Origin of the sequence: Mariluticola halotolerans, from assembly GCF_021611515.1 — a bacterium.
GTDB lineage: Bacteria > Pseudomonadota > Alphaproteobacteria > Rhizobiales > Devosiaceae > Mariluticola > Mariluticola halotolerans.
In genome coordinates, this window is sequence record NZ_CP090960.1 from 567,330 (window position 1) to 592,829 (window position 25,500).

Sequence of the window (25,500 nt, forward strand, 5' to 3'; positions counted from 1 at the left end):
CTAGACTCTGATTGACATGATGGAACGTGTTGGCCAACGCGACATTAAAGCGCGTCGTTGCCGCTTTCGCCTGTGCGAATACGTATGGCCTGTTCGATCGGGTAGACAAAGATTTTGCCGTCGCCGATGCGGCCTGTCTGGGCGGCATTGCGAATGGCTTCGATGGCCTTTTCCGCCAGATCGTCCGGGCACACAACTTCGACTTTCACCTTTGGGAGAAAATCGACAACATATTCCGCGCCCCGATAGAGCTCGGTGTGTCCCTTTTGACGGCCGAAACCTTTTGCTTCGGTTACGGTGATGCCCTGCAGACCAACTTCCTGCAGTGCTTCTTTGACCTCGTCGAGCTTAAAGGGCTTAACGATCGCCTCGATCTTTTTCATCTGGAAGCCTCCGATGCTCCATTCGTTGAGCGTTGCCAGCATTTATGCATGTCGCATGCCAGAGTGCCAAAAAGCTTTTTTCTTAAGCCTGCACAAAGGCTTACGTTATAGCCAGTTGTCAGCGTCGGCAAACTGCATGGTTGTGCATGGCTAATATTTAGGCAATGCGATTGTATTTAGGGCAGCTCTGATGTGCGAGCTGGCGCTGCTGCTATTGCTTTGTGCATTCGTTTAAAGTCGCTCATCCGGTGTGCTTTGTAAATAATACGCGGTAATCAGGCTTTGACTGGGTGCCCAACATAAGCTAGACCCGGCGCCAATCCGGCCTAAGGCGTATCTCTTGCGGGTGTGGTGAAATTGGTAGACACGCGAGATTTAGGTTCTCGTGCCGAGAGGCGTGGGGGTTCAAGTCCCTTCACCCGCACCAGATTTACGTCATGATAAATGGCCCAAACGAATTTATGTGAAGAATATGGGATCACCTATGCAGGTCACAGAAACGCTCAATGAAGGTCTGAAGCGCAAGCTCAGCGTTACCATTCCGGCAAAAGACCTCGTGTCGCGCCTAGATGCCAAGCTCGAAGAGCTTAAGGGCAAGGCAAGCATCAAGGGGTTCCGTCCGGGCAAAGTGCCGACATCGCACCTCAAGAAAGTCTATGGCCGCTCGGCCATGTCCGATGTGATGCAGGACGCGATCAATGCGAGCGTGCAGGAAAGTCTTGCAGAACGCTCGGAGCGCGCCGCCGCACAGCCGCAGATTGATTTTCCTGAAGACCAGGAAGTGATCAACAAGGTTCTCGACGGTGATGCCGACCTGGCGTTTGACGTTACCTATGAAATCCTGCCGACCTTTGACCTGATGGATTTCAAGAAGGTCAAGATCGACAACCCGGTTGTCGATATCGAGGATGATGAAGTCGAGACCGAACTGAAGCGCGTCTTCCTCAATAATCGTGAATATGAAGCGCGCGATGATGACAGCGTTGTCGCTGATGGTGACCGTCTTGGCCTCAGCTTTGAAGGCAAGATCGATGGCGAAGTGTTTGAGGGCGGCTCGTCCGACCACGCACATCTCATTGTGGGTTCGGGTGAATTCATTCCGGGCTTTGAAGAGCAGCTCATTGGTATGAAAAAAGGTGAGAACCGTGACGTCACGGTGACCTTCCCCAAAGATTACAACAATGAAGATCTCGCAGGCAAAAAGGCCGTGTTCGCCGTCAACCTTCTGCATATCGATGCGCCGAAGGTCACTGAGCTGAACGACGATTTCGCCAAGACGCTCGGCATGGAAGACCTCAATGCGTTGCGCGAAGCGGTCAAGGGGCAGATGCGTTCTGCGCTTGAGAGCATGGGCAAGCAGCGCATCAAGCGCCAGGTGCTCGATGCGCTTGACGAAGGGCACAAGTTCACGGCGCCGCAGACCCTTGTCGATGAAGAGTTCAAGTCGATCTGGGATCGCGTGACCCACGAGATCGAGCATCACGGCAAGTCGTTTGAGGACGAAGGAACGACCGAAGAAAAGGCCCGGGCCCAGTACGAAAAGATCGCCGAGCGCCGGGTGCGGCTTGGTCTGGTGGTTGCTGAAATCGGCAATGCCAACAAGATCGAGGTTGCCGAGGAAGAACTGCAGCAGGCATTGATCGCCGAAGTGCGGCGTTTCCCGGGCCAGGAACAGCAGGTCTATGATTATTACCGCCAGAACCCGCAGGCTGTTGCCGGGTTGCGGGCGCCTGTGTTCGAAAACAAGGTCGTCGATTTTGTAGCTGAGCTTGCCGACAAGACCGACAAAAAGGTGAGCCGCGAAGATCTGGCCAAGATGATCCAGCAGGATGAAGCGGACGATGAGATCCCTGAAGAGCATAACCACTAAGCGGTTTTAGCTTTTCCTTCTGAATTGAAAGGCCATCCTGTTTTCAGGGTGGCCTTTTGTTTTTGCGGCCTTTTTTTGCCCAAAGAGGCAACTGATGAAAGCTTACAAACCCCATTTAATTCATAATTAAGTCAGTTCCGCTTTTGTGGGTGCAAATGCCAATGGGCTGGAACCGTATATGATTCTGCAATCCATATTTACGCGCGGTGCAGTCCGGTTGCGTGCATCGCGATCGGCATTGGTGGAATTTTTGCGTTACGCGGTTGCCAGTATTGTGGCACTTGCGCTCGATTTTTCATTGCTTCTCGGACTAACTGAACTGGCCGGCTGGCATTATCTGGTTTCTGCCGCGGTCGGGTTCACGGCGGGCAGTATATTTCTCTACGTGTTGTCGACAGGTTTTATCTTCCGTTCGCGGCGACTGCAGAACAGGCAGGCCGAGTTCATGGTTTTTGCGGGCATCGGTGTCATAGGGCTGGTGATCAATCAGTCGCTGATGTTCGGCTTGGTTTCTTTTGGTGGGCTGGCATATCCGCTGGCGAAAATCGCCACCGTTATGTTCACATTTTTATTCAATTTCGGGATGCGCAAGACCTTGCTTTTCAAGTCCCCGATTTCCGCAGGAGTTTGAAATGAGTGGCAACCGTGTGGTCATTGTCGGGGCGGGACCTGCAGGGCTTACTGCAGCCTATGAGCTTGCGCAGGCGGGGGGATATGAAGTGACGGTTCTGGAAGCCAGTGGTGATATTGGCGGCATCTCCAAGACAGTGAATTTCAAGGGCAACAGGATCGATATCGGCGGTCACCGTTTCTTTTCCAAATCCGATTGGGTCATGGATTGGTGGCAGAATATCCTCCCGATTGAGGCAGGAGCGGCCCGGGACTCCTTTGAGATCGCCTATCAGAACAAGCGTCGGACAGTTGATGTCAGCGCTGCGGCGCCTTCTGGCAGCGATGATGTCATGCTTGTCCGGCAGCGGCTGTCGCGGATCTATTTTGAAGGCAATTTCTTCTCGTATCCGATCAAGGCAAACGTCGAGACTGCCTGGAAACTGGGGCCGGCGCGGGTTGCCAGGATGCTGGGTAGTTATGGTGTGGCGCGCGCTTTTCCGCGACCGGAAGAAATGTCGCTGGAAGACTTTATGATCAACCGGTTTGGCAAGGAGCTCTACCTGACCTTCTTCAAGGATTATACCGAGAAGGTGTGGGGTGTGCCGTGCAACCAGATCAGTGCAGAATGGGGCGCACAGCGCATCAAGGGGCTGTCGGTCACCAAGGCGATCATGCATGCGGCCAAGGCACCGTTCCGCAGCATGGGGGCGTTTGGCGGCAAAACAGAGAATACCAGCCTCATTGAGGAGTTTCTCTATCCCAAATACGGGCCGGGCCAGATGTGGGAAACCACGGTTGAGAAGGTTGAGAAGGCTGGCGTGGTTGTTCGCCGGCATCAAAAGGTTGTGGGGCTCGGGATGCTTGGCGACAAGGTGTCGATGGCTGTGGCTGAAGATACCCGTAGCGGTGCCCAGGTGACGCTGCCGGCAGATTATGTGATTTCAACAATGCCGGTAGTTGATTTGATCAACGCGATGCAGCCCGCCGCGCCGGAAACAGTCAGCCGGATTGCCAACAAACTGGAATATCGCGATTTTATCACGGTGGGGCTGTTGCTGAAGGGGCTGAAAAAAACGCCCGGCGCCAACCCGAATTCACCAACCAATCTCGTGCCTGACAACTGGATTTATATTCAGGACAAGGGCGTGCAGGTGGGGCGGTTGCAGTTCTTCAACAACTGGAGCCCCCACATGGTAGCGGACCCCGGCACCGTCTGGGTCGGGATGGAATATTTCTGTCGCGAACAGGATTCCCTCTGGCAGATGACCGATGCGGACCTGATTGAGCTTGGCGTGCGCGAAATGGAAAAAATAGGTCTGGCAGACCCGCGCGCATTCCTTGATGGCATGGTGCTCAGAGTTCCGAAAGCCTATCCGGGCTATTACGGCGCCTATTCGGAATTCTCCAAAGTCAGGGAATTTACGGATTCGATCGATAACCTGTTCCTGGTCGGCCGCAATGGCATGCATCGTTACAATAATCAGGATCATTCGATGTTGACCGCCTATCACGCTGCGGAAGCGATTATGAAGAATTCTCGCGACAAGCAGGCGATTTGGGAAATCAATATCGACGACGACTACCACGAAGAAAAAGCTGCTTGAGATGAACGTGCAGCCTGATGCGTCTGTAACCCGGCTGGGGCCACGCGGCACCTTCTGGGCATTTGCCGCAGGACTGTGCGGTGTCTGGCTGCTGACGCATCCCTATGTGGGCCTGGTCCATGATGGTGTGCTCTATGCCGGGCAGGCCCTGTTTGCTTTGAACCGGGAACTCTTTGAACATGACATGTTCTTCCGGTTCGGTTCGCAAGACGACTTTACAGTATTTTCCCGAATATACGCTGGGATGATTGCATTGTGGGGCCTCGGGCCTGCGGCGATGTTGGCCGTCTTGGTTGGACAGACTCTCTGGGTTTTTGGTCTCGTGCGGCTGGCCCGGAACCTCACCTGCGATTTTTCTGAGCTGGCCTGGATGCTGTTGCTGGCTGCCGGCGGCTTTGCTTTCTATGGCAGCGGCGAAATCTTTCATTACGGGGAGGGGTTCCCGACCGCCCGGCCGTTTAGCGAAGCCCTGGTGCTTCATGCGCTCGCCTGGTTGGTCGCTGGACGCCCCCTTATTGCATTTTGGGCAACACTGGTCGGCGCGTTGTTCCATCCTCTTCTTGCCTTGCCGGGGCTGGTCGTGGGGGCATTTTATTATGCTTTTCACCACCCACGATTCTGGGCGTTACCAATTATCGGTATTTTGGGCGGACTGGGGCTGGCCCTGTTAAATGTAGGCCCGTTCGGCAGGTTATTCGAGACCATGGATCCGGAATGGTTTGCGCTGGTGGCGCAGCGGAATGCCTATATATTTTTACTGGAATGGCCCGCAGAAGCCTGGGGTGGGCTAATGTTTCAAGCCGTAACAGTCTCCGCAGCCTTTATTGTTGTCGCCGGCCCCATGCGTCGGCTGGCTCTGGCTGTGCTGCTTATGGCACTGATTGGTTGTGTGGTAAGTTTGATCGGCGGCGAATGGTTGCGCAGCGTGCTGATTATTCAGCTTCAGACATGGCGCAGCGGTTGGCTATTGGCGGTTGTGGCCAATCTTGCAACCGGTACGCTTCTCTACCGTTTATGGGTTCAACGCGACAATGCCACCACCTTGAGCGCGCTTCTGGCAGCCAGCGCTTTATGGTCCATATTCTTTCCCGGTCAGATTGCGATGATCATTGTCGTGGGTCTTATTGCATTTCAGGTTTCGGGCAAATTACCGCGCACTTCGCCAGTCGTTGAGAAGGTGGCATTTGCGATAGCTGCTGCGTCTCTGCTCTTCTTCATGAGCGCGCGTGGTTACTCTCTGGCGACACAGTTTGAGGCCTATGCGCAAGGTGTAAAGACGTTTGACGTTACTATCGTTGAATTCGTGCTGCTGATGGTAGTTCTGGCGGCGCTGTTTGCGACCGGGTGGCTGCACCAGCGATGGCTAGCGGCTTCATTTGCCGTAGTTCTGTTGGCTAGCGGCATTGTGTTTTGGGACAGACGCAGCCCTGAGCAAAACCATTTGGAATTTGCGGCAGGACAATCCAATCCCTTCAGTCCCTATTTACAATCTGGTGACCAGATCTATTGGCGGCGTGGTCTCGATAAGGTTTGGTTTATCTTGCAGCAAGCCAGCTACGTGTCCTTTCATCAGGGGGCCGGTATTCTGTTTTCCCGCGAGACGGCAATGACCTACAGAGACAGGACACAGGTCGTCAGCGCTCTGGATCCGCGTGAGTTTTACGACCTTTGGACGATCGACAGGAATGAGGCGCAGCGGCGTAAAACGCTGCACGTACCTGAATATTCGGATTTGGTAAGTGTATGCCAGGCGACGGGCGGGCCGGAGGCCGTGGTGCTTGACGCTGCATTTGCAGGGCATTGGAAAGCCAGGTGGGCATTGCCGCTGGTGGTGCAGCGGGGCCTTGATGATGTCCTTGCGCCGCCTGAAGCTTATTATCTCTATCTTTGCTCGGAAATTGGCAAATAGCGCTCCATGATTTTCGCCGGTTGACGTCTTCATACCGTTAGCGGACGCTGTGCCGACATCGGTGTGGTTTGGAGGTGAGGCGATGCAAAACGGTTCGATACTGCTGACGCCCAGCGAAATGGCGCAAGCCGATACGCTTGCCGTCGCATCAGGCGTCAAATCGCTGGATCTCATGGAAAATGCCGGTGCCGCTGTCGCCGATGCGATTATTGCGCGTTTCGAACCCTGTAAAACGCTTGTGTTGTGCGGTCCGGGGAATAATGGCGGAGACGGGTTTGTGGTGGCGCGGCTGCTGGTGGCTGCGGGCTGGCCGGTCCGGCTGGCGCTCACCGTGCCGCGTGACAAGCTGAAAGGCGATGCGGCGGCGCAGGCCGGGTTCTGGTCGGGGCCGATCGAGGATGCCGCACCCTATCTGCTGGAGGGGGCGGCACTGGTTGTCGATGCCTTGCTAGGTGCCGGGCTGGACCGGGAGGTTGATGGCGAGCTGGCTGAGCTGATTGATGCCATCAATAACAGCGGTGCGCTGGTGGTGAGTGTGGATGTGCCGAGCGGGCTGGACGGGGCAACCGGGCAGGCGCGCGGCGTTTCGGTCAAGGCGGACATGACGGTTACGTTTTTCCGCAAAAAACCGGGTCACTTGCTGCAGCCGGGCAGGGCGCTTTGTGGCGCGTTGCATCTCGCCGAGATTGGTATTCCCGATGCTGTTTTGGATGACATTGGTGCAACCTGTCACGAGAACGGGCAAGGGCTTTGGCAAATGCCCATGCTGGCGGATGATGGTCATAAATATGGCCGGGGGCATTGTGTGGTCGTCTCTGGCGGACCGCTGCACACTGGTGCGGCGCGTCTGGCAGCGCAGGGGGCATTGCGGGTTGGGGCCGGTCTGGTCACGCTGGCGGGCGCCCCTGAGGCTTTGGGGGTGCATGCAGCCCACGTGACGGCAATCATGCTGGCCGCCGTCAATGATGCAGCAGAACTGGCTGACCTTCTGGAAGACAAGCGCCGGAATGCCGTGGTGATCGGGCCGGGGGCGGGTGTGAGCCCCATGACTCATCAGAACGTGCTTTCCGTGCTGGCTTCGGGGGCTTCCAGCGTTCTGGATGCTGATGCGCTGTCCGCATTCAAGGGAGACGCCAGTGCTTTGTTTGCGGCGATCCAGGCGAAGGAGAAGCGCCCCGTCGTGCTGACGCCGCATTCGGGTGAGTTTGAACGGATATTTCCGCGACTGGATGGCTCGAAGGTTGAGCGCGCGCGGGCGGCGGCGGCAATGTCGGGCGCCATTGTCGTTCTGAAGGGGAGTGATACGGTGATTGTCGCACCCGATGGCCGGGCCTTGATCAATACCAATGCGCCGCCTTCTTTGGCGACCGCGGGTTCGGGTGACGTGCTCGCAGGGATGATTGGTGGTCTGTTGGCGCAGGGCATGAGCGGTTTGGATGCAGCGGCGGCCGGGGTCTATCTGCATGGTGCTGCCGCACAGCAATTCGGGATGCCGGGCCTGATCGCCGAGGATTTGCCCGACCTGATACCTGCGGCGCTACACAGGCTTTAAGGGCATTCAGGGGGCCGTGATCAAAAAGCTGCCATATGTGGAAATTAACCTGGCGCACATAATGTTGCCGAAAACCGATCAAATTTTGCCTATTAAGGCAATATCCGGCTAGCTATTGAACCGCGCCATATTCCAGCCTATCTGTGCCTTTACCGCCCGTTAAGGCGCATCGTCTGCAATCGGCTTAAATTTGGCTGATTCGTTCCTAAAACAAGGCACCCCTAAATGAAAGATCCGATCGATACCTTTATGAACACGCTTGTGCCGATGGTGGTTGAGCAGACCAACCGTGGCGAACGTGCCTATGATATTTATTCTCGCCTGTTGAAGGAACGCATTATCTTCGTAACCGGTCCGGTCGAAGACAATATGGCGTCCGTCATCGTGGCGCAGCTGCTGTTTCTCGAAGCCGAGAACCCGAAAAAAGAAATCTCGATGTATATCAACTCGCCCGGTGGCGTGGTGACATCGGGTCTGTCGATTTACGATACGATGCAGTTCATCCGCCCGGCGGTGGCAACGCTGTGCATCGGTCAGGCTGCGTCCATGGGCTCGTTGCTGCTGACTGCAGGTGAGAAAGACATGCGCGGCGCTTTGCCGAATGCCTCGATCATGGTGCACCAGCCGTCCGGCGGCTATCAGGGCCAGGCGACGGATATTCTGATCCACGCGCAGTATACCGAAAAGCTGAAACGGCGTCTGAACGAAATCTACGTTGCCCATACCGGGCAGGATTACGAAACCGTAGAAGCAGCGCTTGAGCGCGACAATTTCATGAATGCTGAACAGGCCAAGGAATTTGGTCTGATCGACACCATTCATGAAAAACGCGCCATGCCGGATGCCTCGTAAGTTTGGCCGTTAACGTCAAATCGAGGCTCTGCCCCAGTTAACCTGGTTGCAATTGCGTCCAGCCGGACTGCGCTTTATGCTTGGCCCGGCTACTATTTGTTTATGTCTGAGCGCTAGCCTTACGTGTTAGCACAAATGAGGCCGATGGCCTCGCGGGAGTGACAGGATGTCAAAAGACAGTTCGAACGGCGATAGCTCTAAGAATACGCTGTATTGCTCGTTCTGCGGCAAGTCGCAGCACGAAGTGAGAAAGCTCATCGCCGGCCCGACGGTTTTCATCTGCGATGAATGCGTCGAGTTGTGCATGGACATCATCCGGGAAGAGAACAAGACCTCGATGGTCAAGTCCTCAGAGGGAGTGCCCACTCCAGCAGATATCTGCAAGGTTCTCGATGATTACGTGATTGGCCAGTTCCGCGCCAAGCGCGTGCTTTCGGTTGCGGTACACAATCATTACAAGCGTCTGCATCATGCCAGCAAGAATCAGGACGTGGAACTCTCCAAGTCCAATATCCTGCTGATCGGTCCAACCGGTTGCGGCAAGACGCTTTTGGCGCAAACGCTGGCGCGCATCATCGATGTGCCCTTCACCATGGCCGATGCAACAACCCTGACCGAAGCCGGTTATGTGGGTGAGGATGTTGAAAACATCATTCTCAAGCTGTTGCAGTCTGCCGACTACAATGTTGAAAAAGCCCAGCGCGGCATCGTCTATATCGACGAAGTCGACAAGATTTCGCGCAAGTCAGACAATCCCTCGATCACCCGCGACGTATCGGGCGAGGGTGTGCAGCAGGCTTTGCTCAAGATCATGGAAGGCACTGTTGCCTCCGTTCCGCCGCAGGGCGGGCGCAAGCATCCGCAGCAGGAATTTTTGCAGGTCGATACAACCAACATCCTGTTCATTGTTGGTGGCGCGTTTGCGGGCCTCGAAAAGATCATTGCCGCACGCGGTGAAGGTTCCTCGATCGGTTTCGCCGCCGAAGTGAAGGACCCTCAGGATCGCCGGGTTGGTGAATTGTTTGCTGAAGTCGAGCCGACCGATCTGGTCAAGTTCGGCCTGATTCCGGAATTCATTGGCCGTCTGCCGGTGATTGCGACCCTTGAAGATCTTGATGAGGATGCGCTCATCCAGATCCTGACCCAGCCGAAGAACGCGCTCGTGCGTCAGTATCAGCGTCTGTTCAATATGGAAGAGGTCGAACTGACCTTCCATGAGGACGCTTTGCTTGCCATCGCCAAAATGGCGATTGAGCGGAAAACCGGCGCGCGCGGCTTGCGCTCGATCATGGAAGGCATCCTTCTGGATACCATGTATGATCTGCCGAGCCTTGAGGGTGTTGAAGAGGTTGTCATCAGCGCTGAAGCTGTCAACGACAAGGATGCGCGTCCGCTTTACATCTATGCGGAACGCAAGAAAGAAGATGTCAGCGCCGGCGCCTGATCTTGCCGTTCTGACCTGAATTTTTAAACGCCGGAGGGGAAACCTTCCGGCGTTTTGCTTTTTGCGGTCAGGTGTCAGGCGGCCTTTTCGGGCATTGGGCCGATATAGCGGGCTTTCGGGCGGATCAGGCGGCCATTCTCTGCCTGTTCACGGGCATGGGCGATCCAGCCTGTCGTCCGTCCCATGGCAAACACGCAAGTGAATGCCGCGCGCGGAAAGCCGAGTGCTTCGAGTAAAAGAGCCGTATAAAATTCTACATTGGTTTCCAGTGCGCGATCGGGCTTTTTGCGGGCGAGCAGGGCGAGCGCTGCTGTCTCAATAGTTTCGGCAAGGATGAGGCGGTCGGAATCGATTGAGCCCTCGGCAGCAAGATTTGCCAGGCCGGCCTTGAGGGCGTCAGCGCGCGGATCACGGACCCTGTAGATGCGGTGACCAAAACCCATCAACCGGTCGCCACGCGCCATGGCGTTCTCCAGCCATGTTTCTGCGTTGGAGGGGGTGCCGATGGCGTCGAGCATGTCAAGCACCGGGCCGGGCGCGCCGCCATGCAATGGGCCTTTGAGGGCCCCCAGTGCCCCCAGAACGCAAGAGTTCAGCCCTGCAGCTGTGGAGGCGACAACCCGGGCCGCAAAGGTTGAGGCGTTGAGGCCGTGATCAGTAACCGTCAACAGATAGCGGTCCAGCGCCGCGATTTGCTGCGGACGGGGATGCTGGCTGGTATGCATGCGTAAAATATCGACGGCATGGGGCAGGGCTGCGTCTGGCGCCAATGGTTGCTTGCCAGCCTTGAGGCGCAGCAGGCCCGGGGTGAATACCGCTGGGGCGGCGATCAGCGTCAGGGCGGTTTCAAGGCTCTGGTCGTCGCTCAACCGTGCGGTGAGGGCGCGCACACCGTCAAAAAGCGGCAGGTCAGCGATGCTGCTCTCCCCCGTTTCCAGTAGGAGAAATGCTTTCGTTCGGGCGGCGCCCAAGGCCTTTTGCAAGTCCTGACCTGCTGGCAAGTCAGGGAATTGCCCGTCGAGAAGCAAAGCTATGACATCCTCGTATTTGCCGCCCTTAATCAATTGGTCGAGTGAGACGCCGCGTATGATCAGGCGTCCGGCAAAACCATCCACATCAGACATTGCGGTGTCGGCGGCGATCACATCTTCCAGCCCGTTTCCATTGGTCATCTCATCACTCCTTGTTGCTTTACGGTAGCAAATTAGTGCTGCTATGATTGACGTCAATCTTGATCAATATAATCAATGTGTAGGTGCCATGGACTGGCTTGATGCTTCGGAAGCCCTAGCTTTGCTTGGGGTTCAACCCCAAACCCTCTATGCCAATGTCAGTCGCGGTCGTATCAGGGCCCGGCGCAGTTCTGATGATCCCCGCAAAAGCCTGTATGCCGGTGAAGATGTGCGTGCTCTAGCCCGGCGGGGGGCAGGGCGGCGCAAGGCGGATGTGCTGGCACAGGAAACAATCAGGTGGGGAGACCCGATCCTGTCCTCTTCTGTTTCCACGGTGGTTGATGGAGGGCTCTATTACCGGGGACAGGATGCCATTGCGCTCTCAGCCGGTGCCTTGGTGGAAGACGTTGCGGCTTTGTTATGGCAGAGCGCGGCACCGGTTATTGCCTCGCAACCTGTCACAGGTGCCACGGCGCTGTCCGGCATGTATCAGGCCTTGGCGCAGCGGGCTGCTGAAGATCCGCCAACCGGTGGGCGCTCGCCCGAGGTTTTGCGCCGGGAGGCGGCGGGGGTGTTCGGTGCCTTGGCGAATACGGTTATTGCGCCGGGAAGTTCGCCGCTGCATCAGCGCCTTGCGACGGCTTGGCAAAAGCCAGAGGTTGCTGAGCCCTTGCGTGTGGCGTTGGTTTTGCTGGCAGATCATGAACTCAATGCGTCGACTTTTGCGGCGCGGGTGGCCGCTTCCACGGGGGCACCTCTCGCAGCTGCGGCGCTGGCAGGGCTTGCGACGCTGACAGGTCCCTTGCACGGCGGCGCGCCTGCGGCAGCGCATGCGCTGATCCAATCGGCGGGCCGATCCGGCCCGGATGCTGCCATTCGCGCATGGATGGCGCAGGGCCGGGCCTTGCCCGGTATCGGTCACGCGCTTTATGCGAAAGGAGACCCGCGGGCGCAGGCGCTACTGGGTAGTTTCGAAGTGCCATCGCCGCTTTCGGCGTTGCTGAGTGCTGTGGAGGTAATCTCCGGCGAGCGACCCAATATCGATCTGGCTCTGGCGTGTCTGGTCGAGGCTTTTGATCTGCCGGCAGATGCGGCTTTTACGATATTTGCCCTAGGGCGTTCCTGCGGCTGGCTGGCCCATGCCATCGAGCAGGTGGAGAGCGGTCACTTGATTCGTCCAAGAGCCCGTTATACCGGGCCGGTTGTTCGTCCAGAGGGGCAATAAGCGTATCAGGCGTGTACGAAAGCTGTTTAACAAACGAACTACCGGGTTCTAACGTTTTATTTTGCCGCCGGGATGGGTAAGTTCAATGTGACGGTTGAGTCCTGTTTAGATTTGCCGGCTTCGGTGCTTGCGCCCGCCCGGTTGCGACCTATGTAATAGCAGAACAGTGCCGGCGCGGATCAAGAGCCGGCGTGAATACCGCGTCAAACCTCCCCCCTTGGCGCATTGTATGAGAGGAAACTGAATGTCCGACACCCAAACAGGTGCACCTGAGTTCGATCGTGAGCGGGTTTACCCCGTTCTGCCCTTGCGTGACATCGTGGTTTTCCCCGGCATGATCGTGCCGCTTTTCGTTGGCCGTGAAAAATCCGTCAAAGCGCTTGAGGAAGTCATGCGTGACGACAAGCATATTCTGGTGGTCACGCAGAAGAACGCGCAGGACGATGATCCCGCGCCGGAAGACATTTATGAAACCGGCACCATTGCCTCGGTCTTGCAGCTTCTGAAATTGCCTGACGGCACTGTCAAAGTGCTGGTTGAAGGCCTGCACCGTGCGAAAATAGACCGCTATTTGCAAACGACGGATTATTTCGAGGCCGAAGCCAGTGCTCTGGAAGAACCTGACTACGAGAATGTCGAGGTTGAGGCCCTGGCACGCTCGGCGCTGAGCGAGTTCGAAAACTACGTCAAACTCAACAAGAAGATTTCGGCAGAGGTTGTCGCCGCAGTCAACCAGATCGAGGATCACTCCAAGCTGGCGGATACGCTGGCGTCGCATCTGGTGGTCAAGATACAGGAAAAGGAAGACCTGTTGTCTTCCGTCTCCGTTGCTGAGCGCTTCGAGAAAATCCTGGCGATGATGGAAGGCGAAATCGGCGTCCTGCAGGTCGAAAAGCGCATCCGCAGCCGGGTGAAGCGCCAGATGGAAAAGACCCAGCGCGAATATTACCTGAACGAGCAGATGAAGGCGATCCAGCGTGAGTTGGGCGATAGCGAGGACGGCACGAACGAGCTGACCGAGCTTGAAGAGCGCGTGGCCAAAACCAAGCTGACCAAGGAAGCACGGGCAAAAGCTGATGCCGAGCTGAAAAAGCTCAAGCAGATGAGCCCGATGTCAGCGGAAGCCACTGTCGTGCGCAATTATCTCGACTGGTTGCTGGGTCTGCCCTGGGGCAAGAAATCCAAGGTGAAGAAGGATCTGCCACTGGCTGAGCTGGTGCTGGATACGGATCACTATGGCCTTGAGAAGGTCAAGGAACGGATCATCGAATATCTTGCGGTCCAGAGCCGGACCGGCAAGCTGAAAGGCCCGATCCTCTGCCTCGTCGGCCCGCCGGGTGTCGGCAAGACCTCGCTTGGCAAGTCGATTGCCAAGGCGACCGGGCGCGAATTCATCCGTATGTCGCTGGGCGGCGTGCGCGATGAAGCCGAAATCCGTGGTCACCGCCGCACCTATATCGGCTCCATGCCCGGCAAGGTGGTCCAGTCCATGAAGAAGGCGGGCAAGAGCAATCCGTTGTTCCTGCTCGACGAAATCGACAAGATGGGCATGGATTTCCGTGGAGATCCGTCTTCGGCCTTGCTTGAGGTTCTGGATCCCGAGCAGAACAGTAGCTTCAACGATCACTATCTTGAGGTCGATTATGACCTGTCGGATGTGATGTTCGTGACGACCTCGAACACCCTCAATATTCCTGGGCCGCTTATGGACCGGATGGAAATCATCCGGATCAGTGGTTACACGGAAGAGGAAAAGCACGAGATCGCCAAGCGGCACCTGCTGCCCGAAACCATGAAAGAGCATGGTCTGACGGCGGAAGAGTTCGTCCTGCCGGAAGACTCGTTGATGCTCATGATCCAGCGCTACACCCGGGAAGCCGGTGTGCGTAATCTCAAGCGCGAGATTTCCAAGCTGATGCGCAAGGCGGTCAAGGACCTGATGACCTCGGACAAAAAGGTCATCACTGTCGATGAAACCCTGCTTGAGGAATATCTCGGTGCGCCGCCATTCCGCCATGGTGAGATCGACGAGGATCCGCAGGTTGGTGTTGTCACGGGTCTCGCCTGGACTTCGGTTGGTGGCGAATTGCTGACCATTGAAGGTGTTATCTCACCGGGTAAAGGCAAGATGACCGTCACGGGCAACCTTAAGGACGTGATGAAAGAATCGATTTCGGCCGCAAATGCCTATGTGCGTTCACGCTGCATCGATTTTGGCATTAAGCCGCCCATGTTTGATACACGCGATATCCACGTGCACGTTCCAGAGGGGGCAACCCCCAAGGATGGGCCTTCGGCAGGCATCGCCATGGCGACAGCCATTGTCTCGATCATGACCGGTGTGGCAGTGCGTCACGATGTGGCCATGACGGGTGAAATCACCCTGCGCGGACGGGTTTTGCCGATTGGCGGCCTGAAGGAAAAGCTGCTTGCAGCGCTTCGGGGTGGCATCAAGAAAGTGCTTATTCCTGAGGAAAACGTTCGTGATCTCAAGGAGATACCGGATAGTGTCAAGGAGGGGATGGAGATCGTCCCTGTAAGCCGGATGGAGGAAGTGCTCAAGCATGCGCTTGTGCGGGACCTTGAACCGATTGAGTGGAATGTCGATGAAACCGTGCCCGCTACGACCACCGAAAGCGATGCCGGGGAAGCAGTGGTTGCACACTAGCTGGTGATATTTACATTTTGCTAAGTATTGAAAAGCGGCGCTGCGGCGCCGCTTTTTTCATGTGCTAAAGTCGCTGAGATGGCCGGTTTTCCTTGCGTTTAAGGTAGAATCGCAAAAATGTGACACGGCTTGCCTAGGCTCTTTTTGAGCGGGCACAATTATTATTGAGGAAATGAAATGAACAAGAACGAACTGACCGGCGTGGTCGCCGACAAGGCAGGTATTACCAAGGCGCAGGCTGCTGACGCTGTTGATGCCGTTTTTGAAGCGATCACCGATACGCTGAAGGACGGCGGCGACGTTCGCCTCGTCGGTTTTGGCACGTTCGCCGTTTCTCGGCGTAAAGCCAGCAAGGGCCGCAATCCGGCCACTGGCGCGGAAATCGATATTCCTGCTTCCAATCAGGCAAAGTTCAAGCCCGGTAAGGGCCTGAAAGACGCGCTGAACTAAGGGAACGTAAATTTCGTTTCACTTCAGAGGCCCCGGAGACGTGTTCCGGGGCCCTTTGTTTTTGTATCTAGGTGCAAAGAGTGGTTGACCTTGCCCGAGCAAGGCAATATCACCACCCAGCGCATCGGGTTTCACCCGCTGTTTCCCCGATCAAGGGGGCGGTTAGCTCAGTTGGTAGAGCGCCTCGTTTACACCGAGGATGTCGGGAGTTCGAGTCTCTCACCGCCCACCAGGGCCTTCTCAAAAGCTTCTCCCGATAGTGCCTGGTTCTTCACCAGGATTGTTGCAGCAATTGTGCTGTGCGCCGCGCAAGGGCCGCGGCATTGGGCACCATGTCTGCCTGTACGAACCGGTAAAGCTGTTCGATCCGCTCCGGGTCGGCGGCATTGGCTCTGGTGGCATGAAGCCGCGCCCAGGCGCTGAGAAAGAATACCAGCCCGGTTAACTGCATGAAGGGCATGGCGCCATATCCCGGCTGATCGCTCTCTGTGAGGGTGGTCGCGGTTTGCTGCCACAGCTGCACAAGCTCATTCAGGCATTTCGCCATCGGCTCATCCGCAAGGTTTGCGGCGTCCGCGATCTCTGCGGCAAAACGTTCCACGAGGTTCCCATCATCGAGTTTAAGCAGCCGCGTGGCCAGTGTCATGGCCAGTACGCCATTGGTGCCTTCATAAAGGCGCGTCACGCGCCCATCGCGCCATAATTGCTCAATGCCGTATTCGGGCAGGTAACCGTACCCACCGAGCACCTGAATGCCGGTGTCGGCCACATGCGAGCCGGCATCGCTGCAAAACACCTTGCACACAGGGGTGAGAAAATCAGTCAGGGCATCAGAATCGCCAAGCAGTGCTGTCGTTCGATAGACCATGGCACGTGCGCCGAGTGTTGTTGCATCCATCTCCATGAGCATGCGTTTGACGTCCGGGTGCTGGTCTATGGTCTTGCCGCCCTGCTGGCGTGTTTCGGCGTAAGTGCGGGCGAGTTGGGTTGCCTGTGCTGACAGGGCCACACCCTGCAACGAGACCTCAAGGCGGGCCCGGTTCATCATGACGAACATCGCCTTGAGCCCTTCGCCCGGCGCGCCAAGCATTTCGGCCTTGGCGGCGTTGAACGATAACTGGCAGGTTGGCGAACCATGCAGGCCGAGCTTTTCCTCAATCCGGATGGTTTCAACAGCATTGCGGCTGCCATCATCGAGATGCGACGGGCAGGCAAACAACGACAGACCCTTTGTGCGTGATTCGGCAGGGCCGGTCCGCGCCAGCACAAGGTGGAGAATTCTGGGGGTGAGGTTTTGGTCGCCGCCCGAAATGAATATCTTGCCGCCGGACAGGTTCCAGTAGCCGTCGCCATTGTCGACAGCCTTCATTTTGATGGCCCCGAGGTCCGAGCCGGCACCGGGTTCGGTCAGGCACATGGTGGCGAGGGTTTCCCCGGACGCCAGGTCCGCAATCAATCGTTGCTGCTGTTCAGCGTTGCCGCAGGCCTCAATGGCCTCACTGGCCCCGCCAACGAGACTGACAACCATCTGGAAGGCATGGCTGGCACCCGCCAGAACCTCGATTGCCGCGAGGCCGGCGAGGGGGGCTGCCCCTATGCCGCCGTGCGCTTCGGGGAGGGAAAGCAGGTGCCAGCCCAGTGCAACATATTCCTGATAGGCGCTGACCAGCGGTGCCGGCATTTGAACGCGGCCATCTGAGAGAACACAGCCTTTAGTGTCCGCATCCTGATTCGCAGGCGCGATTGTGCTGTCGGTGAATTCCGCCAGCGACTCCAGAATGCCCATGGTGGCGGGAGTATCCCAGGTTTCTCCAGCAGATACGGTGTTGAATGCTGCAATTGTGAAACGGATATCTTCCAGCGGCGTGACCATGCCATCCTCCTTTTTGTTATATAGTAGAACATTTCATGAGTTGATGCATATGCCAAACGCCGATTGAAAAAATTCTGCCGACGCGCAAAGCGAGACGTTCTCAGGTTCGATAGGGCATCGTTTCTCGCCGGTTTTAGTGTTCGGGATGCAAGAAAGCCGGGGCCTTGAATTTAAAGTGCAATAAAAGCGCATTACGGGGCGTCTAGTCGCTTGACTTGGGGTATTGGGACCGGTAAACCGGCGCAACCTTCGGGGGGCAAGTTGCTCTCCACCAAGGGGGTGTAGCTCAGTTGGTTAGAGCGCCGGCCTGTCACGCCGGAGGTCGCGGGTTCGAGTCCCGTCACTCCCGCCACTTCCCGTTGATTTCCCGCATTTAGCGACGCAACGGACGATCACCAAACTCTCAAGAACAAACGATTCTGACCGTCATGCGCGACGGACCAACGTCACGTGCCTGGTTCCGCTTGCCTGCGCTGAACCGCGCCTTCGACAATTTGCCCGAATCTCCGACGATCTGCGACTCATGTGCGATGATTGCGACGCAGGCGACGATGGCCATTGTTTCAAGCAAACTCGAATTTTGTGTGGCTGTGACGGCTTTTCGCCTTAATTTCAGCGGTCCGATCCTGGTTATCGGGTTGTCGGATGAGTGCGCGCGAAACTTGCCGTGCCATTATGCCTTGCGGGAAGATCACTAGCCGGCGCGATATTTGAAGGTACATGCACAAATCACTGCGGCGACAGAATCGCTTGATCCGGGGCTGGTCTTTAAGCTGGCGTCAGCTCGTATGGCCCGGATTGTTGCTGAAACTCAGAGCTTTATGACATGAGAACTGAAAATGCCGCCGATCTTTGAACTGGGGCGGTGCTGCATTCCTTTGGCGGCGTTATTATTTGATTCAACATGTTTCTAAAACCTCAGGGGAAGCGGTGAGTGGCTCGTGTACTATCAGGCGCTGATACCCTGATGACGGGTGGGGAAATGGGCTGTGATAAATGGGCAACATCGGCGGTTTGCCTTTTTCTTGCCATTGGAAGACCAAAGTTTCTCCCTATCTAGAGATCAGGTTCAGGTTCGAACCGCTGGTGGAGTGCGCGTGATTGATCACGGGTGCTTTTGGGGGTGCCGGTTTCATCAAATGGAACGAAATCTCGCGTGGCGAGTTGTTCTACTCGAATGTTCTATAAGGAGAGCAATATGACCTCACTCAAGAAAATTACACTCGGCGCGCTTTCGAGCGTTGTTCTTGTGTCCGGTGCGCACGCGGCCGATCTCACGACCTACACACCGGCAGAGCCTATGACAGCCCCGGCTTACAACGATCCGGGCTTTGACTGGAGCGGTCCTTATGTAGGCCTTTCCGGCCTCGCACAGGATGCGAATGGCAACTGGGAATATGGCGTTGGCCTTCAGGCTGGTGTGAATGCCCAGTTTGATTTCTACCTGCTTGGTGGTGAAGTCGCGATCTCCGGTCAGGGTGATGGCACAAACAGCCGCACATACGGCCAGGTTTTGGCACGTGGCGGTCTTGTTGTGACTGACGACGTGGTCATCTATGCCGCTGGTGGTTATGGCGTCGATATGAGCGCTGCACCGGATGAGCATTGGCTGTTGGGTGGCGGTGCAGAATTTGCCGTTACCGAAAACATCAGCCTGCGTGGCCAGTATCTGCATGGCTTCGCCACGCAGAATACCTACACAGACACCAACCAGATCACCGTTGGTATGAACTTCCACTTCTAATCACATCGATTCGAAGTTCAGGTTCGAGGGCCGTCTGCATTGCAGGCGGCCCTTTTTGTTTGCGGGCAGGGACGGCCTTGTCGCGGTTAACGCTCTGTTATCCCTTTCACTAAAGTTTTATTGAATTCCAAGCCTTCAGCCCGCTTAACTGAACCTCGATCAGAATAGAAAAAGAGGCGGTGGCATGAATATCCCATGCAAGATTTTGTTGGCCACGGCGGCGATGTGTTTCTCGGCAGGCGGCGCATATGCGCAAAGCGCTTATTATGCGACATCGCCGTTTGAGGGCATTTATGTCGGCGGTTATGCCGGTGGCGTGCTTAATCCGGGTGTCACCGGAACTTTGGGCGTTGTTGGCGGTGCCAATTTCGCTGTTACAGATGGTGTGTCGGTCGGCGTGGAAGCGCAGGGCGGGGCAGCATTCGGAAACACCACAACTTTTGACGCATTGATGCTCGCCCATCTTGGGTATGAGATGAACGATGAAGTCATGGTCTATGGTGCTTTGGGAACGGGCGTGGTCAACGGCGCCGGTTCCTATGCGGTTGGCGGTGGCGTCGAGGCCATTGTCGTGGACCAGTTGGGGGTTCGCGGCGAGGTTCTCGGCACTGGTGCCTGGGGTGGCGGCCTCAGCGCGACCAAGGCGACTGCCGGCCTTTTGTGGCACGTTCGCTAGAGCGGTCAATGTCGGCGACTTTAGGGGCTCCTTCGGGAGCCCTTTTTTTGTTCGGTGGTTTGTAGCCCTGAAATTGACGATTTGTTCGTTGCCTACCGCAGTTCTCCCCTTGAAACGAGTCGGGCAGTGGGCTAAGCCCAAGCCAACGCGTCATGGTGTTGCGGGTTCTAATGTATACGGAGCCCCCAGTGCCCGCCAGCCGCCTCGCTGGTGCAATTCGAATTCAAGGTTGCCGCATGAACGAGCTGCTCAGCAACTATCTCCCGATAATCATTTTCATCGGTTTGGCAGGGGTTATCGGCCTCGCGCTTCTGGTTGCGCCCTTCCTTATTGCCATCAAGAATCCGGACCCCGAAAAGGTCTCCGCATATGAGTGCGGCTTCGATGCTTTTGACGATGCCCGGATGAAATTTGATGTCCGCTTCTATCTCGTGGCGATTCTCTTCATCATTTTCGATCTCGAAGTCGCCTTCCTGTTTCCCTGGGCGGTCGCGTTCAGGGATGTTGGCTGGTTCGGCTTCACCGCGATGATGATTTTTCTCGGTATTCTGACCATCGGCTTCATTTATGAATGGCGCAAAGGGGCTCTGGAATGGGATTGAGCGATACAAATACACTTGTGGCGCCGCAGCCCAAGGGTCTTGTCGATCCGCGCACCGGCAAGCCGCTGGGGGCCAATGACCCGTTTTTCACCGATGTGAATGATGAGTTGGCTGACAAGGGCTTTCTGGTTACCTCGACCGATGAGCTGATCAACTGGGCCCGCACCGGTTCGCTGATGTGGATGACCTTTGGTCTGGCCTGTTGTGCGGTCGAGATGATGCAGATGTCGATGCCCCGCTATGATGCGGAGCGTTTCGGTTTTGCCCCGCGCGCGTCACCACGCCAGTCGGATGTGATGATTGTCGCGGGCACCCTGACTAACAAGATGGCGCCGGCATTGCGCAAGGTCTATGACCAGATGCCTGAGCCGCGCTATGTTATTTCCATGGGGTCATGTGCCAATGGTGGTGGCTATTACCACTATTCCTACTCGGTGGTGCGTGGATGTGACCGGGTTGTGCCGGTAGATATTTATGTGCCCGGCTGCCCGCCAACGGCAGAAGCTTTGCTCTACGGTGTCTTGATGTTGCAGAAGAAAATTCGGCGCACCGGCACGATCGAAAGATAGGCAATGGACGAGACGCTTACAGAACTCGGCGAGTATATCTCCCTGAAACTCGCCGATGCGGTGACTGGCTTCAGTGTTGCATATGGCGAGCTGACCGTTATGGCGAAACGCGACGAGATCGTGGCTGTCATGCGCATGCTGCACGATGACACGCGTTGTCGCTTCATCAACATCACCGATATTGCCGGGGTGGATTATCCTGGTCGCGATGAGCGGTTCGAGGTGGTTTATCATCTGCTCAGCCCAACCCAGAATCTGCGTGTCCGCGTGAAGATCTCGACCGACGCCGAGAACATGGTGCCAAGCATCACCGAATTGTTCCCCGGGGCAGACTGGTTCGAGCGTGAAGCCTATGACATGTACGGCATTCTGTTTTCCGGACATCCGGACTTGCGCCGCATTCTGACGGATTACGGGTTTGACGGTCATCCCTTGCGCAAGGATTTCCCGCTGACCGGTTTTGTCGAAGTGCGTTACGACGAAGAACGCAAGCGTGTTGTCTACGAACCTGTCAAGCTGGCGCAGGAATTCCGGAATTTCGACTATCTCTCTCCCTGGGAAGGCACCGATTATGTGCTGCCCGGTGATGAGAAAGCGGAGCAGTGAGGCACTGATGGCTCAGGCTGAAGTTCGCAATTTCAATATCAATTTTGGTCCGCAGCATCCTGCGGCACACGGCGTTTTGCGTCTGGTGCTCGAGCTGGATGGCGAGGTTGTCGAGCGGGTTGACCCGCATATCGGCCTTCTGCATCGCGGCACCGAAAAACTGATCGAGCACAAGACCTATTTGCAGGCCGTGCCGTATTTCGACCGTCTCGATTATGTGGCGCCGATGAACCAGGAGCACGCCTTTGCCCTGGCTGTCGAAAAGCTGCTGGAGATCGAGGTGCCGCTGCGCGGCCAGTTGATCCGGGTGCTTTATTCCGAGATCGGTCGTTTGCTGTCACATCTGCTCAACGTGACAACCCAGGCGCTGGATGTGGGCGCGCTGACGCCGCCGCTTTGGGGCTTCGAAGAGCGCGAAAAACTCATGGTGTTTTATGAACGCGCCTCGGGCAGCCGCATGCATGCGGCTTTTATTCGCCCGGGTGGTGTGCATCAGGATCTGCCGCAGGCATTGATCGACGATATCGAAGCGTTTTGCGATCCGTTCCTCAAGGTTTGCGACGATATCGAAGGCCTTTTGACCGACAACCGCATTTTCAAGCAACGCAATGTCGATATTGCGGTGGTTGATCTGGCGGATGCCTGGAAATGGGGTTTTTCGGGCGTGATGGTGCGTGGTTCCGGCGCTGCCTGGGATTTGCGCAAGAGCCAGCCTTATGAATGCTATGACCGGCTCGATTTTGATATTCCCATCGGCAAGAATGGCGATTGCTATGATCGCTATCTGATCCGCATGGAAGAGATGCGTCAGTCGATCAGCATCATGAAGCAGTGCATTGCGCTGATGAATGCGCCTGAGGGCAAAACACCGGTGTCGAACACGGACAACAAGATTGTCCCGCCGAAACGTGGTGAGATGAAGCAGTCTATGGAAGGGCTGATTCATCACTTCAAGCTTTATACCGAAGGCTACAAAGTGCCTGCGGGTGAAGTTTATGCCGCTGTTGAAGCGCCCAAGGGCGAGTTTGGCGTCTATCTGGTGTCTGATGGCACCAACAAGCCGTATCGTTGCAAGATCAAGGCACCGGGGTTCGCCCATTTGAGTGCCATGGACTTTCTGTGTCGTGGCCACATGCTGGCGGATGTTTCCGCCATTCTGGGGTCGCTGGATATCGTGTTCGGAGAGGTTGATCGCTGATGAGTGTGCGTCGCCTTGCAGATGAAGCCGTTCAGCCGGCGAAGTTTGCCTTTACCAAAGAGAATGCCGCCTGGGCCAAAAAGCGGATTGCGCTTTACCCCAAGGGCCGGCAGCAATCGGCGGTTATTCCGCTCCTGATGCGGGCACAGGATCAGGAGGGCTGGGTCAGCCGCATGGCGATTGAAGAGATCGCCGGCATGCTGGGCATGGCCTATATTCGCGTGCTGGAAGTCGCGACATTCTACACCCAGTTCCAGTTGCAGCCGGTGGGCACCCGTGCCCATGTTCAGGTGTGCGGCACGACGCCCTGCATGTTGCGCGGCGCGGGCGACCTGATTTCGGTCTGCAAAAGCAAGATCCATGCAGAAGGTCATCATCTCAACGAAGCGGGAACGCTGAGCTGGGAAGAGGTTGAATGCCAGGGTGCTTGCGTCAATGCGCCGATGGTGGCGATTGGGCATGATACTTATGAGGATCTCACCGCCGAACGGCTTGAGGAAATCATTGATGCCTTTGCCGAAGGCAAGGGCGATACGATCAAACCAGGACCGCAGATCGAGCGGACTTTTTCGGCACCTGAGAGCGGCTTTACGACGCTGACAGATGTACCCAAGCCGGAAAAACGGAAAGCCGGTACAGCGGCCAAGAAACAGAGCGCGACAACGCCGGGCCGCAAAAAAGAGGTGCCGGTGGAAGCCGCGCCCGCCGTTGATGGTCCGGACAACAAGGCCAAAGTCAGCCAAGGCAAAGCCGAAAGCGCCCGCAAAACAACGGCGCGTACGGCAAAAGCCAATGGGGAACCCAATAAGGCGGCGCGTCCCAAGGCGGTCGGTGCAGAATCGAAAGCCGGAAAAATTGATGGTGGCCGTGCGGCTGGCAAGCCCGATGCGGCAGCGCCGTTGTTCGATGCGCCCCAAGGTGCTGCTGACGATCTGAAGTTGATTTCCGGGGTGGGGCCTGTGCTTGAGAAAAAACTCAATGCGCTAGGTATTACCCAATATGCCCAGGTGGCTGCGTTCAAGAAGGCCGATATTGTCCGCGTTGATGATGCGCTCAGCTTCAAGGGCCGTATTGAGCGTGATGAGTGGGTAAAGCAGGCCAAGGCGCTCGCCAAGGGTGGCGTCGAGGAATATATCCGCGTTTTCGGCAAGAAGCCGGTTTGAGGGAGCGTGAACAATGCTGACAGATAAAGACCGCATTTTCACCAATCTCTATGGTCAGGGCGACTGGAGCCTTGAGGGTGCCAAATCGCGCGGCGCGTGGTCGGGTACCAAAGGGTTTGTTGATCAGGGCCGCGACTGGATCACCAATGAAGTCAAGGCGTCGGGCTTGCGTGGCCGTGGTGGCGCGGGTTTCCCGACCGGACTTAAATGGTCGTTCATGCCGAAAGTGAGCGACGGTCGGCCGCATTACCTTTTGGTCAATGCCGACGAATCCGAGCCGGGCACCTGCAAGGATCGCGAAATCCTGCGCCATGACCCGCATCTGTTGATTGAGGGCTGCCTTTTGGCGGCGCGCGGCATGGATGCGCATTTGGCGTTTATCTATGTGCGCGGCGAGTTCATTCGCGAACGCCAGCGTCTAGAAGCTGCCGTCGAGCAGGCTTATGAGGCCAAGCTGATCGGCAAGAACAATATTCACGGCTGGGATCTCGATATCATCGTGCATCACGGTGCCGGCGCCTATATCTGCGGCGAAGAGACCGCGTTGATGGAATCGCTGGAAGGCAAGAAGGGCCAGCCGCGCCTGAAGCCGCCTTTTCCCGCCGGCATGGGCGTTTACGGCAATCCCACCACGGTCAACAACGTGGAATCGATTGCGGTTGTTCCCGATATTCTGCGCCGGGGTGGCGGCTGGTTTGCCGGGCTTGGCCGCGAAAACAATACCGGTTCCAAGCTGTTTTGTGTGTCGGGTCACGTAAATACGCCTGCGACCTTTGAAGAGGAAATGGGCGTGCCGTTCCGTGAGCTGATCGAAAAGCATTGTGGCGGCATTATCGGCGGTTGGGACAATCTGCTGGCGGTTATTCCCGGTGGCTCATCGGTGCCTTGTGTGCCGGGCGAGAAAATGCCGGATGCCATCATGGATTTTGACGGTTTGAAGGAAGTGGGGTCCTCGCTGGGCACCGCTGCCGTGATCGTCATGGATCGTTCCACTGATATCGTGCGGGCAATCTGGCGGCTTTCCGCTTTCTACAAGCATGAAAGCTGTGGCCAGTGCACACCGTGCCGCGAGGGCACAGGCTGGATGATGCGCGTGATGGAGCGCATGGTCGAAGGCCGCGCCCAGAAGCGCGAAATTGACATGCTGTTTGAAGTTACCAAACAGATCGAGGGACATACGATTTGCGCGCTCGGCGATGCCGCAGCGTGGCCGATCCAGGGTCTGATCCGCAATTTCCGTCACGTGATGGAAGAGCGGATTGATAGTTACACCTACAATTCCACGTCCGAAGGTGCCGTACCTTCGATCGCAGCGGAATAGGGCAGTT

At 56.5% G+C, this 25,500-nt stretch carries 22 protein-coding genes and 3 tRNA genes; 22 read left to right on the forward strand and 3 right to left on the reverse strand.

The window, feature by feature from the left end:
- Positions 1-44: 44 nt before the first annotated feature.
- Positions 45-383 carry a P-II family nitrogen regulator gene (locus L1P08_RS02710; protein ID WP_303618477.1) on the reverse strand — a complete coding sequence of 113 codons (339 nt, stop codon included), beginning with the start codon at positions 381-383 and terminating at the stop codon, positions 45-47.
- Positions 384-725: 342 nt separating this feature from the next.
- Here L1P08_RS02710 and L1P08_RS02715 point away from each other — a divergent pair.
- The 8 genes from L1P08_RS02715 to clpX all read left to right on the forward strand — a co-directional run bounded on the left by L1P08_RS02715 (position 726) and on the right by clpX (position 10,226).
- Positions 726-810 (forward strand) — tRNA-Leu (locus L1P08_RS02715).
- Between the two features lie 57 nt (positions 811-867).
- The gene (tig, locus tag L1P08_RS02720; RefSeq protein ID WP_303618478.1) at positions 868-2,253 is read left to right on the forward strand and encodes a trigger factor; all 1,386 of its coding nucleotides are present in this window, start codon (positions 868-870) and stop codon (positions 2,251-2,253) included.
- Between the two features lie 178 nt (positions 2,254-2,431).
- On the forward strand, positions 2,432-2,884 hold the full coding sequence (locus tag L1P08_RS02725; RefSeq protein ID WP_303618479.1) for a GtrA family protein: 453 nt from the start codon (positions 2,432-2,434) through the stop codon (positions 2,882-2,884).
- 1 nt (position 2,885) lies between these two features.
- Complete coding sequence (locus L1P08_RS02730; RefSeq protein ID WP_303618480.1) at positions 2,886-4,469, forward strand: NAD(P)/FAD-dependent oxidoreductase; 1,584 nt, start codon at positions 2,886-2,888, stop codon at positions 4,467-4,469.
- A 1-nt stretch (position 4,470) separates the two neighbouring features.
- Positions 4,471-6,378, forward strand: a complete 1,908-nt coding sequence (locus L1P08_RS02735; protein WP_303618481.1) for a hypothetical protein — start codon at positions 4,471-4,473, stop codon at positions 6,376-6,378.
- Positions 6,379-6,460: 82 nt separating this feature from the next.
- The gene (locus L1P08_RS02740) at positions 6,461-7,930 is read left to right on the forward strand and encodes an NAD(P)H-hydrate dehydratase (RefSeq protein ID WP_303618482.1); all 1,470 of its coding nucleotides are present in this window, start codon (positions 6,461-6,463) and stop codon (positions 7,928-7,930) included.
- Between the two features lie 225 nt (positions 7,931-8,155).
- Complete coding sequence (locus tag L1P08_RS02745) at positions 8,156-8,782, forward strand: ATP-dependent Clp protease proteolytic subunit (protein ID WP_303618483.1); 627 nt, start codon at positions 8,156-8,158, stop codon at positions 8,780-8,782.
- 166 nt (positions 8,783-8,948) lie between these two features.
- On the forward strand, positions 8,949-10,226 hold the full coding sequence (clpX, locus tag L1P08_RS02750; protein WP_303618484.1) for an ATP-dependent Clp protease ATP-binding subunit ClpX: 1,278 nt from the start codon (positions 8,949-8,951) through the stop codon (positions 10,224-10,226).
- 74 nt (positions 10,227-10,300) lie between these two features.
- Here the strand turns inward: clpX and L1P08_RS02755 are convergent, their stop codons facing one another.
- On the reverse strand, positions 10,301-11,398 hold the full coding sequence (locus tag L1P08_RS02755) for a citrate synthase/methylcitrate synthase (protein ID WP_303618485.1): 1,098 nt from the start codon (positions 11,396-11,398) through the stop codon (positions 10,301-10,303).
- 88 nt (positions 11,399-11,486) lie between these two features.
- On the opposite strand from L1P08_RS02755, the gene L1P08_RS02760 reads away from it, so the two are divergent.
- The 4 genes from L1P08_RS02760 to L1P08_RS02775 all read left to right on the forward strand — a co-directional run bounded on the left by L1P08_RS02760 (position 11,487) and on the right by L1P08_RS02775 (position 15,973).
- Positions 11,487-12,623 carry a citrate synthase family protein gene (locus L1P08_RS02760; protein WP_303619480.1) on the forward strand — a complete coding sequence of 379 codons (1,137 nt, stop codon included), beginning with the start codon at positions 11,487-11,489 and terminating at the stop codon, positions 12,621-12,623.
- A 244-nt stretch (positions 12,624-12,867) separates the two neighbouring features.
- Positions 12,868-15,291, forward strand: coding sequence for an endopeptidase La (gene lon / locus L1P08_RS02765; RefSeq protein WP_303618486.1), 2,424 nt, complete (start codon positions 12,868-12,870; stop codon positions 15,289-15,291).
- A 177-nt stretch (positions 15,292-15,468) separates the two neighbouring features.
- Positions 15,469-15,741 carry an HU family DNA-binding protein gene (locus L1P08_RS02770; RefSeq protein ID WP_303618487.1) on the forward strand — a complete coding sequence of 91 codons (273 nt, stop codon included), beginning with the start codon at positions 15,469-15,471 and terminating at the stop codon, positions 15,739-15,741.
- A gap of 156 nt (positions 15,742-15,897) precedes the next feature.
- Positions 15,898-15,973 (forward strand) — tRNA-Val (locus L1P08_RS02775).
- A gap of 39 nt (positions 15,974-16,012) precedes the next feature.
- Here L1P08_RS02775 and L1P08_RS02780 read toward each other — a convergent pair.
- Positions 16,013-17,614, reverse strand: coding sequence for an acyl-CoA dehydrogenase family protein (locus L1P08_RS02780; protein WP_303618488.1), 1,602 nt, complete (start codon positions 17,612-17,614; stop codon positions 16,013-16,015).
- 275 nt (positions 17,615-17,889) lie between these two features.
- Between L1P08_RS02780 and L1P08_RS02785 the strand changes: the two genes are divergently transcribed.
- From L1P08_RS02785 to nuoF, 10 genes are all read left to right on the forward strand, one after another.
- Positions 17,890-17,966: transfer RNA gene (locus tag L1P08_RS02785), tRNA-Asp, on the forward strand.
- Positions 17,967-18,042: 76 nt separating this feature from the next.
- The gene (locus L1P08_RS02790; protein WP_303618489.1) at positions 18,043-18,312 is read left to right on the forward strand and encodes a hypothetical protein; all 270 of its coding nucleotides are present in this window, start codon (positions 18,043-18,045) and stop codon (positions 18,310-18,312) included.
- Positions 18,313-18,812: 500 nt separating this feature from the next.
- Entirely contained in the window at positions 18,813-19,358 is a 546-nt protein-coding gene (locus L1P08_RS02795) for an outer membrane protein (RefSeq protein WP_303618490.1), read from the forward strand.
- A gap of 184 nt (positions 19,359-19,542) precedes the next feature.
- On the forward strand, positions 19,543-20,034 hold the full coding sequence (locus tag L1P08_RS02800) for a hypothetical protein (RefSeq protein WP_303618491.1): 492 nt from the start codon (positions 19,543-19,545) through the stop codon (positions 20,032-20,034).
- A 236-nt stretch (positions 20,035-20,270) separates the two neighbouring features.
- On the forward strand, positions 20,271-20,636 hold the full coding sequence (locus L1P08_RS02805; RefSeq protein ID WP_303619481.1) for an NADH-quinone oxidoreductase subunit A: 366 nt from the start codon (positions 20,271-20,273) through the stop codon (positions 20,634-20,636).
- A complete protein-coding gene (locus L1P08_RS02810) occupies positions 20,627-21,205 on the forward strand; it encodes a NuoB/complex I 20 kDa subunit family protein (protein ID WP_303618492.1) in 579 nt (192 codons plus the stop codon). Before L1P08_RS02805 ends, L1P08_RS02810 begins: the two co-directional genes overlap by 10 nt.
- 3 nt (positions 21,206-21,208) lie before the next feature.
- The gene (locus L1P08_RS02815) at positions 21,209-21,811 is read left to right on the forward strand and encodes an NADH-quinone oxidoreductase subunit C (protein WP_303618493.1); all 603 of its coding nucleotides are present in this window, start codon (positions 21,209-21,211) and stop codon (positions 21,809-21,811) included.
- A 7-nt stretch (positions 21,812-21,818) separates the two neighbouring features.
- Complete coding sequence (locus L1P08_RS02820; RefSeq protein WP_303618494.1) at positions 21,819-23,009, forward strand: NADH-quinone oxidoreductase subunit D; 1,191 nt, start codon at positions 21,819-21,821, stop codon at positions 23,007-23,009.
- Positions 23,009-24,172, forward strand: coding sequence for an NADH-quinone oxidoreductase subunit E (locus L1P08_RS02825; RefSeq protein ID WP_303618495.1), 1,164 nt, complete (start codon positions 23,009-23,011; stop codon positions 24,170-24,172). Before L1P08_RS02820 ends, L1P08_RS02825 begins: the two co-directional genes overlap by 1 nt.
- A gap of 13 nt (positions 24,173-24,185) precedes the next feature.
- A complete protein-coding gene (gene nuoF / locus L1P08_RS02830) occupies positions 24,186-25,493 on the forward strand; it encodes an NADH-quinone oxidoreductase subunit NuoF (RefSeq protein WP_303618496.1) in 1,308 nt (435 codons plus the stop codon).
- The last annotated feature ends 7 nt before the right edge of the window (positions 25,494-25,500 follow it).

What these genes read in the sequence shown, in the direction of transcription:
- lon (WP_303618486.1), top strand. Translation starts at nt 12,868, where the DNA reads ATGTCCGACACCCAAACAGGTGCACCTGAGTTCGATCGTGAGCGGGTT.
- L1P08_RS02735 (WP_303618481.1), top strand. Translation starts at nt 4,471, where the DNA reads ATGAACGTGCAGCCTGATGCGTCTGTAACCCGGCTGGGGCCACGCGGC.
- L1P08_RS02710 (WP_303618477.1), bottom strand. Translation starts at nt 383, where the DNA reads ATGAAAAAGATCGAGGCGATCGTTAAGCCCTTTAAGCTCGACGAGGTC.
- tig (WP_303618478.1), top strand. Translation starts at nt 868, where the DNA reads ATGCAGGTCACAGAAACGCTCAATGAAGGTCTGAAGCGCAAGCTCAGC.
- L1P08_RS02790 (WP_303618489.1), top strand. Translation starts at nt 18,043, where the DNA reads ATGCGCGACGGACCAACGTCACGTGCCTGGTTCCGCTTGCCTGCGCTG.
- nuoF (WP_303618496.1), top strand. Translation starts at nt 24,186, where the DNA reads ATGCTGACAGATAAAGACCGCATTTTCACCAATCTCTATGGTCAGGGC.
- L1P08_RS02760 (WP_303619480.1), top strand. Translation starts at nt 11,487, where the DNA reads ATGGACTGGCTTGATGCTTCGGAAGCCCTAGCTTTGCTTGGGGTTCAA.
- L1P08_RS02825 (WP_303618495.1), top strand. Translation starts at nt 23,009, where the DNA reads ATGAGTGTGCGTCGCCTTGCAGATGAAGCCGTTCAGCCGGCGAAGTTT.
- L1P08_RS02725 (WP_303618479.1), top strand. Translation starts at nt 2,432, where the DNA reads ATGATTCTGCAATCCATATTTACGCGCGGTGCAGTCCGGTTGCGTGCA.
- clpX (WP_303618484.1), top strand. Translation starts at nt 8,949, where the DNA reads ATGTCAAAAGACAGTTCGAACGGCGATAGCTCTAAGAATACGCTGTAT.
- L1P08_RS02815 (WP_303618493.1), top strand. Translation starts at nt 21,209, where the DNA reads ATGGACGAGACGCTTACAGAACTCGGCGAGTATATCTCCCTGAAACTC.
- L1P08_RS02745 (WP_303618483.1), top strand. Translation starts at nt 8,156, where the DNA reads ATGAAAGATCCGATCGATACCTTTATGAACACGCTTGTGCCGATGGTG.
- L1P08_RS02730 (WP_303618480.1), top strand. Translation starts at nt 2,886, where the DNA reads ATGAGTGGCAACCGTGTGGTCATTGTCGGGGCGGGACCTGCAGGGCTT.
- L1P08_RS02805 (WP_303619481.1), top strand. Translation starts at nt 20,271, where the DNA reads ATGAACGAGCTGCTCAGCAACTATCTCCCGATAATCATTTTCATCGGT.
- L1P08_RS02800 (WP_303618491.1), top strand. Translation starts at nt 19,543, where the DNA reads ATGAATATCCCATGCAAGATTTTGTTGGCCACGGCGGCGATGTGTTTC.
- L1P08_RS02770 (WP_303618487.1), top strand. Translation starts at nt 15,469, where the DNA reads ATGAACAAGAACGAACTGACCGGCGTGGTCGCCGACAAGGCAGGTATT.
- L1P08_RS02740 (WP_303618482.1), top strand. Translation starts at nt 6,461, where the DNA reads ATGCAAAACGGTTCGATACTGCTGACGCCCAGCGAAATGGCGCAAGCC.
- L1P08_RS02780 (WP_303618488.1), bottom strand. Translation starts at nt 17,614, where the DNA reads ATGGTCACGCCGCTGGAAGATATCCGTTTCACAATTGCAGCATTCAAC.
- L1P08_RS02795 (WP_303618490.1), top strand. Translation starts at nt 18,813, where the DNA reads ATGACCTCACTCAAGAAAATTACACTCGGCGCGCTTTCGAGCGTTGTT.
- L1P08_RS02755 (WP_303618485.1), bottom strand. Translation starts at nt 11,398, where the DNA reads ATGACCAATGGAAACGGGCTGGAAGATGTGATCGCCGCCGACACCGCA.
- L1P08_RS02810 (WP_303618492.1), top strand. Translation starts at nt 20,627, where the DNA reads ATGGGATTGAGCGATACAAATACACTTGTGGCGCCGCAGCCCAAGGGT.
- L1P08_RS02820 (WP_303618494.1), top strand. Translation starts at nt 21,819, where the DNA reads ATGGCTCAGGCTGAAGTTCGCAATTTCAATATCAATTTTGGTCCGCAG.